This is a genomic window from Streptomyces sp. 17_S59, assembly GCF_056930295.1.
The window spans coordinates 1506376-1520430 of sequence record NZ_JBXOWD010000001.1 but is presented as its reverse complement, the minus strand read 5'-3'; the positions used below and the strand labels follow the sequence as shown (position 1 = coordinate 1520430).

The window sequence follows — 14055 nt, the reverse complement described above, 5'->3', positions numbered from 1 at the left end:
CGCGGGCCTCAGTCCCGCTCGCAGACGAAGATCGCCGTCCCCGGGATCAGATGGCCGCGCAGCGGCGACCAGCCGCCCCACTCCTGGTGGTTCCAGTCCGGCCACTCCGGCTCGACCAGGTCGACCAGCCGGAATCCCGCCGCCACCACGTCGCGCACCCGGTCGCCGATGGTGCGGTGGTGCTCCACGTAGACGGCCCGGCCCGTCTCGTCCTGCTCCACGTACGGCGTGCGGTCGAAGTACGAGGCGGCGACGGACAGCCCCTCGGGCCCCGGCTCGTCCGGGAAGGCCCAGCGGACGGGGTGGGTGACGGAGAAGACCCAGCGCCCGCCCGGCCGCAGTACCCGGTGCACCTCGCGCATCACCCGTACCGGGTCCGCCACGAACGGCACGGCCCCGTAGGCCGAGCACGCCAGGTCGAAGGAGCCGTCCGCGAAGGGCAGGGCCCCCGCGTCCGCCTCGACCAGCGGGAAGTCCGCGCCGATGCGCAGCGCGTGCTGGAGCTGCCGGTGGGAGAGGTCCAGGGCCACCGGGCGCGCCCCCTGCGCGGCCAGCCAGCGCGCGCACTGGGCCGCGCCCGCGCCGATCTCCAGGACGTCGCGGCCCGCGAGCCCGCTCGCGGGGCCCAGGAGAGCGGCGTCCGCCTCGTCGAGGCCCTCCGGGCCCCAGACGAAGCGGTCGTCGCCCAGGAAGCCGCCGTGCTCGTTCTGGTACTCGTCCGCGTTGCGGTCCCACCAGCCGCGGCTGGCGTGGCTGCTCTCGGTCTCGCCGGTGACGCGGCGGGTGGCTTCCGGTTCGTACTCTTCGGTCATCTCGGCGGTCGCGCCCTCGGCCTCGGCAGTAGTGGTGGACTGGTTGTACTCGGCGGTAATCTGCGGAGCGAGGGCCATGGCGTTCCCCCGTCCGTGCATACCGGCACGTTTCGTTCTTTATGATCTTCGCAGGCCGGGGCCCGAGCGTGACGCTACGGGGTGTTCCGGGGCCTTCGTGGCCTCGCACAACCTGAGTTGTGCCGGATTTCTGGGGTTTCGTCCCGGGTGTGCGCCTTCGCGCATTGACCGTGTCCGCCTGCCCCCGTATGCTACAAGTTGCGCTGCGGGCCTGCGCGCCTCAGACGGAGCAGGCCGCGCTCGCACTTGTTGTATGTCCCCTCGGTTGTCGAGGCGCTCCCGGATTTTCCGGGTCTTCCAGCTCTTCGTTGGAGAGCGCGCCTCCAAGGCTGTCCGGCTTCGGCGGTGCGATACGGGCTCTCGGCGTAGCAGTGCCTACGACTTCAATGTCCGTACCGGAGCCCTTTCCCACATGACGAGCAGCACCGAGACCACCGCCACCACCCCGCAGGTTGCGGTCAACGACATCGGTAACGAGGAAGCCTTCCTCGCCGCGATCGACGAGACGATCAAGTACTTCAACGACGGCGACATCGTCGACGGCGTCATCGTGAAGGTCGACCGGGACGAGGTCCTGCTCGACATCGGTTACAAGACCGAGGGTGTCATCCCCTCCCGCGAGCTCTCGATCAAGCACGACGTCGACCCGAACGAGGTCGTCAAGGTCGGCGACGAGATCGAGGCCCTCGTTCTTCAGAAGGAGGACAAGGAAGGCCGCCTGATCCTCTCGAAGAAGCGCGCCCAGTACGAGCGTGCCTGGGGCACCATCGAGAAGATCAAGGAAGAGGACGGCATCGTCACCGGTACCGTCATCGAGGTCGTCAAGGGTGGTCTCATCCTCGACATCGGCCTCCGTGGCTTCCTGCCGGCCTCCCTGGTCGAGATGCGTCGTGTCCGCGACCTCCAGCCCTACGTGGGCAAGGAGCTCGAGGCCAAGATCATCGAGCTGGACAAGAACCGCAACAACGTGGTCCTGTCCCGCCGCGCCTGGCTGGAGCAGACCCAGAGCGAGGTCCGCCAGACCTTCCTCACCACCCTCCAGAAGGGCCAGGTGCGCTCCGGCGTCGTCTCCTCCATCGTCAACTTCGGTGCCTTCGTGGACCTGGGCGGCGTCGACGGTCTCGTCCACGTCTCCGAGCTGTCCTGGAAGCACATCGACCACCCGTCCGAGGTCGTCGAGGTCGGCCAGGAGGTCACGGTCGAGGTCCTGGACGTCGACATGGACCGCGAGCGCGTCTCCCTGTCGCTCAAGGCCACCCAGGAAGACCCGTGGCAGCAGTTCGCCCGGACCCACCAGATCGGTCAGGTCGTCCCGGGTAAGGTCACCAAGCTCGTTCCGTTCGGTGCGTTCGTCCGCGTCGACGAGGGCATCGAGGGCCTGGTCCACATCTCCGAGCTGGCCGAGCGCCACGTGGAGATCCCGGAGCAGGTCGTCCAGGTCAACGACGAGATCTTCGTCAAGGTCATCGACATCGACCTCGAGCGCCGTCGCATCAGCCTCTCGCTGAAGCAGGCCAACGAGTCCTTCGGTGCCGACCCGTCCGTGGTCGAGTTCGACCCGACCCTGTACGGCATGGCCGCGTCCTACGACGACCAGGGCAACTACATCTACCCCGAGGGCTTCGACCCCGAGGCCAACGACTGGCTGCCGGGCTACGAGAAGCAGCGCGAGGAGTGGGAGCGCCAGTACGCCGAGGCGCAGCAGCGCTTCGAGCAGCACCAGGCGCAGGTCATCAAGTCCCGCGAGGCGGACGCCGAGGCTGCGGCCGAGGCCGGTCAGGCCGCCCCGCAGGCCGGTGGCCAGGTCTCCGGCGGCTCGTACTCCTCGGAGTCGGCCGACACCTCCGGCGCCCTGGCGTCGGACGAGGCGCTCGCCGCCCTCCGCGAGAAGCTCGCCGGCGGCCAGAGCTGAGGCTCTGCACCACGGCAGCTGACAGCTGACTGAAGCAAGGCCCGTTCCCCTCCGGGGGAGCGGGCCTTGCTCGCGTTCGCGCCTCTGTCATGCGCCGGATTCGCACCCGTTCCCGTGCCGGTTCCTGCGCCGGACGGGAATGACCGGGCTCTCCAAGAGCGTTCCCCCCGACGGAACATGAGGAGGAGCGGTCACTGTGTTGGATCCGCAGGGTTTGTACGAATGGGAGCCCAAGGGGCTCGCCGTGGCCGACCTGGCCCTGGCCCAGGACACGGCCGGTCTGGTCATGCTCTACCACTTCGACGGCTACATCGACGCAGGTGAGACGGGCGACCAGATCGTCGAGCGGCTGCTGGACGGCCTGCCGCACCAGGTCGTCGCCCGCTTCGACCACGACAGGCTCATCGACTACCGGGCGCGCCGCCCGCTGCTCACCTTCCAGCGCGACCGCTGGACCGCCTACGAGGTCCCCAAGATCGAGCTGTACCTGGTGCAGGACGCCACGGGCGCCCCGTTCTACCTGCTCACCGGCCCCGAGCCGGACGTGGAGTGGGAGCGCTTCGCAGTCGCCGTCCGGCAGCTGGTCGAGCGCCTGGGCGTGCGCCTGTCCGTCAACTTCCACGGCATCCCCATGGGCGTCCCCCACACCCGCCCCGTCGGCATCACCCCGCACGGGAACCGCACCGACCTGACGCCCGGGCACCGCAGCTACTTCGACGAGGCCCAGGTGCCCGGCAGCGCCGAGGCGCTCGTCGAGTACCGGCTGGCCGAGGCCGGGCACGACGTGCTGGGCGTCGCCGCGCACGTTCCGCACTACGTGGCCCGTTCCCCCTACCCCGACGCGGCGCTGACGGCCCTGGAGGCGATCACGGCCGCCACTGGCCTCGTCCTGCCGAACACCGCGCACGCCCTGCGCAGCGCCGCGCTGCGCACCCAGGAGGAGATCGAGCGCCAGCTCGCCGAGGGCGACGAGGAACTGGTCGCGCTCGTACGGGGCCTTGAGCACCAGTACGACGCGGTGGCCGGTGCCGAGACCCGCGGCAATCTCGTGGCCGAGCCCGTCGACCTGCCCTCCGCCGACGAACTGGGCGCGGAATTCGAGCGCTTCCTCGCCGACAGGGAGGGCGACGGCGGGCACTGACAGCCGGACCTATACCGTGGGGCCCATGCTGAAGGTGGGCCTCACGGGCGGAATCGGTGCGGGCAAGAGCGAGGTGTCGCGGCTCCTCGCCTCGTACGGGGCGGTGATCGTCGACTCCGACAGGATCGCGCGGGAAGTCGTCGAGCCGGGCACCCCCGGACTGGCGGCGGTCGTCGCCGAGTTCGGCCCCGGCGTCCTCGCCCCGGACGGCACGCTGGACCGTCCGAAGCTCGGCGCGATCGTCTTCGCCGACGAGGCCAGGCTCGCCGCGCTGAACGCCATCGTCCACCCCCTCGTCCGGGCCCGCTCCGCCGCACTGGAATCGGCGGCCCCGCGGGACGCCGTGGTGATCCACGATGTGCCGCTTCTCGTGGAGAACGGCCTCGGGTCCCTGTTCGACCTGGTCGTGGTGGTGGACGCCGCCGTCGAGACCCGCCTGGACCGGCTGGTGCGCCTCCGCGGCATGACTCCCGAGGAAGCCCGCGCCCGCATGACGGCCCAGGCCACGCGCGAGGCGCGGCTGGCTGCCGCGGACATCGTCATCGACAACGACGGACCGCTGGCGGAACTGGAGCCGCGGGTGCGTGCGGTGTGGGAGGAACTGCGGCGAAGGGCCGGACAGGTGGGGTGACGGGGGTTCCCCGGAGTGTGAGCGGAGCCGATCCGTCGGTTCGTCATATCGAGTTTCGTCATATCGAGTGAGGCTGTTCGGGCGGTGATCTCGCAGCCCTCCGCATGTGCGTAGCGTGGCGCCGTGGATCCGTTCCGTCATGCCGCTGGGGGCCCTGATGGCCATGCCCGAACTGCTCTCCGTAAGCCCTTTCGCGCCACCGGCCGAACCCCGTTACAAGACCCGCCTCATCGGAGCCGGCTTTGTGCTCGCCGGGCTGGCATGCATGGGCGGCGGCCTCCCGGAGGCGGGCAAGGCAGCGGGTTATGTGGCCGACAAGGGAACGTTGACGGTGGAGACGTGTTCGACGCGCCGGGCGCCCGGGAGCGGTGGCGACGAGCGGAGCGATTGCGTCGGGGTGTTCCGCTCGGAGAGCGGGCAGGTACTGCACGACGACGCCGAACTCGAGGGCTGGTACGTGCCGGGCGAACGCGTGCGCGTGTACCGGGAGTCGGCGGCCTATCACCTGATCAGCCCGCGGGCGTTCTGGGGCTGGCTGTCCCTGTTTCCGTTCGGAATCCTGCTGGCCTGCCGCGGGCTGACCGCCATCATGACAGGCATCCATGCGAAGACGGTCGGCGAGTTCACCGCCGTCAGAGCGCTGATGAAAAGGCTGCCCGCATCGGTCTATGTCTCGCAGCTGCGCTGGATCGGGGGAGCGGGGCTGGCCTTCTGCCTCCTGATGACCCTGGTCTCGTCCTGACGGACCGGGCCGGTCAGAGCTTCTCCGGGATTTTTCATTGCATTCGTCAGAGGGGTTCCGAGTGGATCTGCGAGTCGACTCAGGGGAATTGGAAGCGTTTTCCGGGAAGATTCGGAGGAGTGCCGAGGATGCGGAGGAAGTGCTGGGCTACGCACGGAAGTTCACCCACATTTCCAAGGGTGCGGGCGGACTTCTCGGGTCGGTGCTGCACCAGCACGAGGAGCTGCGCGGCGGAGTGCTGAAGACGCTGCACAGGCTTTCCGAGATCCTTGCGGGATCGGCGGGCGAGCTGCGGGCATCGGCCGTGTACTACCGGCGGACCGACCGTGCCGTGGCAGCTTCGATGGATGCCGTCTACCCCCGGGTGAGGCGCTGACCGTGACGCAGCTCGCCGACACCGTCGACCCGACGGCCTGCCTGAGCCCACCGGGGAAGCCCGCGGAATTCGTCGACCCGCTGGCCCCGGTCAATGCCGCCTGTGACCTTCTCAGCCCGGGTTCCTGGCTGCTGAAGCTCGCCGAACTGATGCTGCCCGAGGATCCCGTCAAGTGGGCCCAGGAAAAGCTGGCGGGGGACTGGGAGGCGTACGCCAGGTGCGCCGAGTCCTGGCGCCGGACGGGGCAGGCGTGCGAGGCCATTGCGCACAACATCGATGCCGGGAACAGGAAGGCCGACGAGACCTGGGACGGCAATGCGGCGGATGCCGCGTTCCTGTATTTCGAGACCCTGCACAAGGACCTGCTGGAAATCCGGGACTCACTGGACGCGATGGGCGACGAGTATCTCGCCGTCGCGCAGGCGGTCTCGGCCGCAGGACAGGCGGTCGGCGAATGCATCAGCGCGATCGCCGACGCACTGGTCACTGCTTCCCTCGCCGCTGCTGCCTCCTCCGTGCTCGGCTGGACCGGGTGCGCCGCCGCGATGGGCTATGCGCTCGGCGTGGAAGAGGCCCAGGTCATCCTCAAGGAATGGGAACGCATGACCAGGGTCGTCAACAAGGCCCAATTCGCCGTGAACGCCGGTTACGGGGCGATGGGCCGCCTGGGCGGTGGGATCGCGGCGAAGTTCAACTCCTTTCCCCTGCCGCGTGCGAGCTACGACCATCCGGCGGTCCGAGGGGAGCAGGCGTGAGACTCCGGAGGCGCTGTGCGTGAACAACAAGTCGGACACGAGGAGTTCCTGGCCCCGGGGCGGAACCGGGAACAGGCCCGCGTGGTGCACAAGGCTCTGCAACACCTGGCAGAGGGCAGCTCCGATCCTGTCCTCCGGGAAATGGCGCGCGAAATCCTCTCCGGCCGTGTGGCTCTCCGGCAGGCCATGCGGGTCGGCGCCTACGCCGAGGCCCTGGGCGAGCACGCCCGTACTGTCCGTACGGCGTGGGAGCGCATCCCGGAGGAGGAGCGCGAGCGGTATGCGGCGGAGGCCCGCCGCCTCGCGGACACCGTCGGCTAGGGGCTGTGCTTCTCGTCCTCGACGGGCTCGTAGGGCGGTATGTCGCGGCCGGGCTGATAGTGCGGGCCCTGCCGGATATGGCGGATGATCATGAAGAGATCCGTGACGGTCACGGCCGCCACCACGCCGAACGCGGCGGCCCAGCCCGGTCGGCCCGCCAGCGCGAACAGCACCGTTCCGGCCGTCGTCCACACCAGCCCGAAGGAGGCCAGCCCGAGCCTGAGCCGCAACGGGCTCCGTGCGGTTATCGGCTCATTACCGGTACGACGCATGGCACACCATCTCCCACCACCAGGATCCACCCATCCACCCGATCCGGTGAGTTTGGAAGCCAGGCGCCCGAGAACGGTGGCTAGAACAGCGGCTCCGGCAGCACTCCCTCAAGTGTGAGCAGGGCGCGCTTCGTCTCCAGGCCCGGGCCGAAGCCGCCCAGGCCGCCGTTGCTCTCGATGACGCGATGGCACGGAACCACTATCGGCAGCGGATTGCTGCCCATGGCCGTGCCCACCGCGCGGGCCGCACCGGGCTCGCCGGTGCGGTCGGCGAGGTCCTGATAGGCGACCACGGTGCCGTAGGGGACGTGGGCGAGGAGTTCGCGCAGGGCACGGCGGTTGAAACCGGAGGTCAGGGACCAGTCCAGCGGGACCGAGAACGTCCGCAGCCGGCCCGCGAAGTACGCCGCCAGCTGGGCGGTGGCCTCGGCGAGCAGGTCGTGGCAGGCCGAGGGAGCCTCGCAGGGGACCGAGCCCAGCTGCCGGGCCAGGCGGTCGACGGCGAGGCCGGCGGTGTGCCCGTCGGCCCGGAAGACGACGTTCAGCAGGCCGTCCGGGGTCGCGGCCAGGCCCAGCGGGCCGATGGGCGAGTCCACGGTGGCCCAGGCCCATGGCCTGGGACCGGGCGGCAAGGGGCGCTCGGAGTCCGTCACGGAGTCCAGGGTAGAGCGGCCCCTGCCGCCCCTTCGCGGCGGTTCAGCGTGCCGCCGGGGCCGACGCGCCGTCGCTCTCCGGGCCGTCGGGCCCGTCCGACAGGTCGGATGGGTCGGTCAGGAAGGCGCCGTCCTCGGCGTCCTCGGCCAGCGCGGCCCCCACGACGTGCGGGGCGTTGCTGATGATGCCGTCCACGCCCATGTGCGCCAGGGAGACCGCCTGGTCGCCGTCGTCGACGGTCCATGCGGAGACCTCCAGGTGCCGCCCGTGCGGGCCCTCGATCGCGTGCACAGAGCGCACCCAGGCGGCTGTCACGTGCTGGTGATCCGGGTTGATCTGGTCGGCGAAGGCGGCGTACGCGCGGAGTTCGGCGGGCTTCGGGGCGCCCAGGAAGCCCGTCTTCACGTCCGGACGGAGCCGGTGGAAGGTCTTCAGGGACGGTGCGCTGAAGCTCTGGACGACCAGCCCGTCACGGACGTGCCGCCGGTCGAGCCAGCCCGCGCCCCGCAGCTCGGCCACGATCTGCCGCTCGATGCCGGGATACAGCTCGGGCGCCTTGATCTCCAGGAGCAGCCTCTGGCGGTTGTGGTCCACCCTGCGCAGGTAGCGGCCCAGGGTCGGCACGCGCTCACCCGCGAAGCGCCGGTCGTACCAGCCGCCGGCGTCCAGCGTCTCGATCTCGGCGAGGGTGAAGTCCGCCACCCGCCAGGGGGCGCGGCCCGGATAGCGCCGCTTGGCGTCGGTGGTCCTGGCCAGGGTGGTGTCGTGCATGACGATCAGGGCGCCGTCCTTGGTGCGCTGGACGTCGTTCTCCACCCACCGGACGCCCAGCCGCGCCGCTCTGTCGATGGAGGCGAGGGTGTTCTCCGGGGCCTGCTCCGGCACCCCCCGGTGACCGATGACGACGGGCGCGGGCGGCGGCACCGCGGCGTACGTGGCGGGGGCGGTCAGGCCGAGCGAGCCGAGGGCGGCGAGCGCCGAGAGCGAGAGGCCGAGAAGGGCGCCGGTCGCGGTGGGGACGGGGCGGCGTCGCATGCGCATGGGGGCTCCTCGCGGCGTCCGGACCGGTGGGGTGCGGCGGCACCGCCCCGGCCCTCGAGTACGGAACGTCGTACCTGGTGTACGGAAAGTCGTACACGCAACAACTACGCGATCACGCGGGGCCGGGCACACCGGAGCCGGGACCCTTTGCCGACTCTTCGCTCTTCGTTCGCCTGGAAAACGGCCCCGGAACGGCCGGGGCGGGTGGTTGTCAGTGGTGGGCCGTACGGTGGTCTCATGCGGCCCGTATCGAAGATCGAACGCAAGGTGGCGCCTTTCGAGGTCGTCAGCCCCTTCCAGCCCAGCGGTGACCAGCCCACGGCCATCGCCGAGCTGGAGAAGCGCATCCGTGCAGGCGAGAAGGATGTCGTTCTGCTGGGGGCGACCGGCACGGGCAAGTCGGCGACCACGGCGTGGATGATCGAGAAGCTCCAGCGGCCGACGCTCGTCATGGCGCCGAACAAGACCCTCGCGGCCCAGCTCGCCAACGAGTTCCGCGAGCTGCTGCCCAACAACGCCGTCGAGTACTTCGTCTCGTACTACGACTACTACCAGCCCGAGGCGTACGTACCGCAGTCGGACACATACATCGAGAAGGACTCCTCGATCAACGAGGAGGTGGAGCGGCTGCGCCACTCCGCGACGAACTCGCTGCTCACCCGGCGCGACGTGGTGGTCGTGGCGTCGGTGTCCTGCATCTACGGCCTGGGCACGCCCCAGGAGTACGTGGACCGCATGGTGCCCCTGAAGGTCGGCCAGGAGACCGACCGGGACGAGCTGCTGCGCCGCTTCGTCGAGATCCAGTACACGCGCAACGACATGGCCTTCACCCGGGGCACCTTCCGGGTGCGCGGCGACACCATCGAGATCTTCCCGGTCTACGAGGAGCTGGCCGTCCGCATCGAGATGTTCGGCGATGAGATCGAGGCGCTGTCCACGCTCCACCCGCTGACCGGCGAGGTCATCTCCGACGACCAGGAGCTGTACGTCTTCCCCGCCAGCCACTACATCGCCGGTGCCGAGCGGATGGAGAAGGCCATCGTGGGCATCGAGGCGGAGCTGGAGCAGCGCCTGGCCCAGCTGGAGAAGCAGGGCAAGCTGCTCGAGGCGCAGCGGCTGCGCATGCGCACCACGTACGACATCGAGATGATGCGTCAGGTCGGCTCCTGCTCCGGCATCGAGAACTACTCCCTGCACATGGACGGCCGCGAGCCCGGCTCCCCGCCCAACACCCTGCTCGACTACTTCCCGGACGACTTCCTCCTCGTCATCGACGAGTCGCACGTCACGGTCCCCCAGATCGGCGCCATGTACGAGGGCGACGCCTCCCGCAAGCGCACCCTCGTCGAGCACGGCTTCCGGCTGCCCTCGGCCATGGACAACCGGCCGCTGAAGTGGGAGGAGTTCACCGAGCGCATCGGGCAGACCGTCTACCTCTCCGCGACGCCCGGCAAGTACGAGCTGTCGCGCGGCAAGGGCTTCGTGGAGCAGATCATCCGCCCCACCGGCCTGGTCGACCCGGAGGTCGTCGTCAAGCCGACGGAGGGCCAGATCGACGACCTGGTCCACGAGATCCGCACCCGCACCGAGCGGGACGAGCGCGTTCTGGTCACCACGCTGACCAAGAAGATGGCCGAGGACCTCACCGACTACTTCCTGGAGCTGGGCATCCAGGTCCGCTACCTGCACAGCGACGTCGATACACTGCGCCGGATCGAGCTGCTGCGCGAGCTGCGGTCGGGCGAGTTCGACGTCCTGGTGGGCATCAACCTACTGCGCGAGGGCCTCGACCTGCCCGAGGTGTCGCTGGTGGCCATCCTCGACGCCGACAAGGAGGGCTTCCTGCGGTCGGGCACGTCCCTGATCCAGACCATCGGCCGTGCGGCGCGCAACGTCTCCGGACAGGTGCACATGTACGCGGACAAGGTCACCCCGGCGATGGAGAAGGCCATCGAGGAGACCAACCGCCGCCGTGCGAAGCAGGTCGCCTACAACAAGGAGCGGGGCATCGACCCCCAGCCCCTGCGGAAGAAGATCGGCGACATCGTCGCCACGCTCGCCCGCGAGGAGATCGACACCCAGGAGCTGCTCGGCACGGGCTATCGCAAGGGCGACAAGGAGACCGCGAAGACCCCCGTGCCCGCTGCGGCGGGCGGCAAGGGCAAGGCCGCCAAGGGCAAGAAGGCTGCCGCAGCGGTGCCGACGGACCGTCCGGCCGCGGAACTGGCCCAGCTCATCGAGGAGATGACCGACCGCATGCGGGCCGCCGCCGCGGAGCTGCAGTTCGAGGTCGCGGCCCGGCTGCGCGACGAGGTGGGCGAGCTGAAGAAGGAGCTGCGGCAGATGCGGGAGGCCGGCCTCGCCTGACGGGCCGTCGTGGCCCCGTCCCGCCGGTGGGGCGGGGCGGCGGCCAGGCACGTTGCGGGGAATTGGTGCAGGGCATGTTGCAAGAACGCCACAAACCCCCCTCGGGTGCGTACTCCGTCCGTGGGTGTGCATAGGGTCGTTCAAACAGACTGCGCGGATGCGCGGTCACGGGGACGAACGAAGAACGAGAAGAGGGACTGGCGTGACGGTCAACTTGTCCAAGGGTCAGGGCATCAGCCTGCAGAAGGCCGACGGGGGCACCCTGACCGCGGTGCGGATGGGGCTGGGCTGGCAGGCGGCACCCCGCCGCGGGCTGTTCGGGTCGCGCACCAGGGAGATCGACCTCGATGCCTCGGCGGTGCTCTTCGCCGACAAGCAGCCGGTCGACGTTGCCTTCTTCCAGCAGCTGGTCAGCAAGGACGGCTCGGTCCGGCACACCGGCGACAACGTCGTGGGCGGCGCCGGTCAGGGCGGTGACGACGAGTCGATCCTGGTCGACCTGCAGCGGGTGCCCGTGCACGTCAACCAGATCGTCTTCACGGTGAACTCCTTCACCGGCCAGACCTTCGCCGAGGTGCAGAACGCCTTCTGCCGCCTGGTCGACGAGACCACGGGCCAGGAGCTGGCCCGCTACACCCTCGACGGCGGCGGCCCGTACACCGCCCAGATCATGGCGAAGGTCCACCGGGTGGGCGCGGGCTGGCAGATGACCGCGATCGGCACCCCGGCCAACGGCCGCACCTTCCAGGACCTCCTGGCGGAGATCCAGACGATCCTCTAGGCGTCGGGGCGCCCAGGCGCCCTGCAGCCAGCCCTTGCAGGGGCCTCTTCACGACACAGCGATACGCAACGGGCCCGGCGGAGTGCCTTCCGCCGGGCCCGCGGGCACATGAACACGAGACACGACGAGGGGGAGCCGCGATGACGGCCGAGCTGGTGCGGGGGCAGAACCACCCGCTGACCGAGGCCCGACTGGAGATCCGGGTCTCGGCGGGCCACCCGGTGGTGGCGGGGGCGACGCTCGGTGACGCGGACGGCAGGATCGCGGGTGCGGAGTGGGTCGCCCACCCCGCCGCGCCGCGGCTCCCCGGCCTGGAGGTGTCCCGGCAGGCCGCGGCCGAGCACCGGCTGGCGGTCGACCTGGATGCCCTTCCGGAGGCCGTGCACCGTGTCCATGTGGTGCTGGCCCTGCCCAACGGCACGGGCGGCCCGGCGCGCTTCGGCGCGCTGGCGGCACCGTTCGTCGCAGTCACCGGGCTCGACGGCGCGGAGGTCGTCAGCTACACCGTCACGGATCTGGACGCCGAGTCGGCGGTGGTCGCCGTCGAGCTGTACCGCAGGCAGGGCGCGTGGAAGGTGCGCGCGGTCGGCCAGGGGTACGCGGGCGGTCTGGCCGCCCTGCTGGCGGACCAGGGGCTGCCCGGGGCCGCCGAGCTGGCCGCCGGCATCGACGAGGCGGTGGCCCAGGGCATGGCCCGCGCCGTGGCACCGCCCCCGGCCCAGGTCGCCGCGGGGGAGGGCGCGCCGCGGCGGCCGCTCCCGGGCGGTCCGGCCGGGGCCCCCGCCGACCCCGGGGCCGGGGACCACGAACTCGCCTCGCCCGAGCCGGGCGGCCCCGGCACCGTGACGTCCGGCCCCGGTGCCGAGCCTGCCCCGGCACCGTCCGCGCCCGCCGCGGGCCCCGTCAGCTACCGCCATCCGGGCCGCCACACCACGGCGCCCCCGGAGCCGGCCCCGGTCGCCCCGCAGGCCGAGCCCGACCGGCCGGGCACGCCCGTGGCGGGCGACGCCACGGGCTGGAGCATGAACGAACGGCTCTACAACCAGGTCTGGGGCATGTTCGAGGACCTGGCCCGGTCGGCCGCCGCCTACCGCAGTGCGATCGACTTCGCGGAGTCGCGCCTGGAGCAGGAGCTGGACCGGGTGCTCTCCGATCCGCTGACCCGGGTCGGCCCCGCGGCCGACGCGGCACGCGAGGAGGCCCGGGCCAGGCACGCGCAGCTCGTGGACCAGGCCCGGGCGGTGCTCGACCGCGACCTCGCCCAGCTCGTCGCGGAGGCCGAGGTCGTCGAGCATGCGCTGCCGCCCGCGTACGCGCGCTGGGACAGCCCGGTGTGGCAGGGGTACCAGGTGCCGCTGGAGCGGCCGATGGCGCTGCGGCTGGGGGATCTGCACCTGCCGGAGCGCCCGCAGCTGCGCATTCCCATGCTGGTGCGGCTGCCGCTGGAGCGGGGGCTGTGGATCGACAGCGGCCGGTCCTCCGGCGGCCCGGAGGCGGGCCTGCCGGACTCGGCCGAGCTGCGCAGGCTCGCCGTGGACTGCGCGGTGGCGCACGCCGTGCGGTTGCTGGCCGTCCATCCCGTGGGCGACTACACGGTGCACGTCATCGACCCGGCGGGCGCGGCAGGGGCCGCGCTGGCGCCCCTGCTGGAGCACGGGGCGCTCCGCGAGGCGCCCGCGGCCGGGGCCGGCGGGGTGTCCGAGGTGCTGGCCCGGCTGACACGGCGGGTGGACCTGGTGCAGATGGCGGTCCGCAGCGGGGCCCTCGACTCCCTGCCGCCGGACGTCGACACCGCGGAGCAGCTGCTGATCGTCAACGACTTCCCGCACGGCTTCGACGACCGCGCGGTCACCCAGCTGCGCTACCTCGCGGACGAGGGCCCCTCCGTGGGCGTGCACCTGATGATGGTCGCCGACCGCGAGGACGCCCGGGCGTACGGGCCGGTGCTGGACCCGCTGTGGCGCTCCCTGCTCAGGATCACGCCGGTGCCCGACGATCACCTTGCCGACCCCTGGGTGGGCCATGCCTGGACGTACGAGCCGTCGCTGGTCCCCGCGGGCAGCGACGTGATGCGGCAGGTGCTGTGGCGGGTGGGGCAGGCGCGGCGCGCGAACGGCCTGTAACAAGGCCCTGATCAGGGGTTTTGGATTCTCCTTTACCTTTCCTTGGGTC

14 protein-coding genes are annotated in these 14055 nt (G+C 70.8%); 10 read left to right on the top strand and 4 right to left on the bottom strand.

Translation table 11 applies throughout. The features are described from left to right. Positions 1–8 precede the first annotated feature (8 nt). Positions 9–812, bottom strand: coding sequence for a class I SAM-dependent methyltransferase (locus tag AC1Z4A_RS06535; protein WP_483683522.1), 804 nt, complete (start codon positions 810–812; stop codon positions 9–11). Positions 813–1302: 490 nt separating this feature from the next. On the opposite strand from AC1Z4A_RS06535, the gene rpsA reads away from it, so the two are divergent. The 7 genes from rpsA (at position 1303) to AC1Z4A_RS06500 (ending at position 6768) form a co-directional block, all read left to right on the top strand. Continuing rightward, positions 1303–2802: a 30S ribosomal protein S1 gene (rpsA, locus tag AC1Z4A_RS06530; protein ID WP_483676883.1), complete on the top strand. Its 1500-nt coding sequence runs from the start codon at positions 1303–1305 to the stop codon at positions 2800–2802. A gap of 196 nt (positions 2803–2998) precedes the next feature. After that, positions 2999–3943 carry a PAC2 family protein gene (locus tag AC1Z4A_RS06525; RefSeq protein WP_483676882.1) on the top strand — a complete coding sequence of 315 codons (945 nt, stop codon included), beginning with the start codon at positions 2999–3001 and terminating at the stop codon, positions 3941–3943. A 25-nt stretch (positions 3944–3968) separates the two neighbouring features. After that, complete coding sequence (gene coaE, locus AC1Z4A_RS06520) at positions 3969–4574, top strand: dephospho-CoA kinase (RefSeq protein ID WP_483676881.1); 606 nt, start codon at positions 3969–3971, stop codon at positions 4572–4574. 163 nt (positions 4575–4737) lie between these two features. Next, positions 4738–5316 (top strand): hypothetical protein, encoded by a 579-nt coding sequence (locus tag AC1Z4A_RS06515; protein WP_483676880.1) that lies wholly within the window; start codon positions 4738–4740, stop codon positions 5314–5316. A 61-nt stretch (positions 5317–5377) separates the two neighbouring features. Further along, a complete protein-coding gene (locus tag AC1Z4A_RS06510; protein ID WP_483676879.1) occupies positions 5378–5692 on the top strand; it encodes a hypothetical protein in 315 nt (104 codons plus the stop codon). A gap of 2 nt (positions 5693–5694) precedes the next feature. Beyond that, positions 5695–6447, top strand: coding sequence for a WXG100 family type VII secretion target (locus AC1Z4A_RS06505; RefSeq protein WP_483676878.1), 753 nt, complete (start codon positions 5695–5697; stop codon positions 6445–6447). Between the two features lie 141 nt (positions 6448–6588). Then, positions 6589–6768 carry a hypothetical protein gene (locus AC1Z4A_RS06500; protein ID WP_483676877.1) on the top strand — a complete coding sequence of 60 codons (180 nt, stop codon included), beginning with the start codon at positions 6589–6591 and terminating at the stop codon, positions 6766–6768. Here the strand turns inward: AC1Z4A_RS06500 and AC1Z4A_RS06495 are convergent. The 3 genes from AC1Z4A_RS06495 to AC1Z4A_RS06485 all read right to left on the bottom strand — a co-directional run bounded on the left by AC1Z4A_RS06495 (position 6765) and on the right by AC1Z4A_RS06485 (position 8729). Further along, the gene (locus AC1Z4A_RS06495) at positions 6765–7040 is read right to left on the bottom strand and encodes a DUF6343 family protein (RefSeq protein WP_483676876.1); all 276 of its coding nucleotides are present in this window, start codon (positions 7038–7040) and stop codon (positions 6765–6767) included. The genes AC1Z4A_RS06500 and AC1Z4A_RS06495 overlap by 4 nt on opposite strands. Before the next feature lie 80 nt (positions 7041–7120). After that, entirely contained in the window at positions 7121–7702 is a 582-nt protein-coding gene (locus tag AC1Z4A_RS06490) for a methylated-DNA--[protein]-cysteine S-methyltransferase (protein ID WP_483683521.1), read from the bottom strand. Between the two features lie 34 nt (positions 7703–7736). Continuing rightward, positions 7737–8729, bottom strand: coding sequence for a glycerophosphodiester phosphodiesterase (locus tag AC1Z4A_RS06485; RefSeq protein ID WP_483683520.1), 993 nt, complete (start codon positions 8727–8729; stop codon positions 7737–7739). Between the two features lie 243 nt (positions 8730–8972). Between AC1Z4A_RS06485 and uvrB the strand changes: the two genes are divergently transcribed. The 3 genes from uvrB (at position 8973) to AC1Z4A_RS06470 (ending at position 14006) form a co-directional block, all read left to right on the top strand. Continuing rightward, positions 8973–11102, top strand: coding sequence for an excinuclease ABC subunit UvrB (gene uvrB, locus AC1Z4A_RS06480; RefSeq protein ID WP_483676875.1), 2130 nt, complete (start codon positions 8973–8975; stop codon positions 11100–11102). A 202-nt stretch (positions 11103–11304) separates the two neighbouring features. Beyond that, positions 11305–11883 (top strand): TerD family protein, encoded by a 579-nt coding sequence (locus tag AC1Z4A_RS06475; protein ID WP_483676874.1) that lies wholly within the window; start codon positions 11305–11307, stop codon positions 11881–11883. Between the two features lie 140 nt (positions 11884–12023). Then, positions 12024–14006 (top strand): TerD family protein, encoded by a 1983-nt coding sequence (locus AC1Z4A_RS06470; protein WP_483676873.1) that lies wholly within the window; start codon positions 12024–12026, stop codon positions 14004–14006. The last annotated feature ends 49 nt before the right edge of the window (positions 14007–14055 follow it).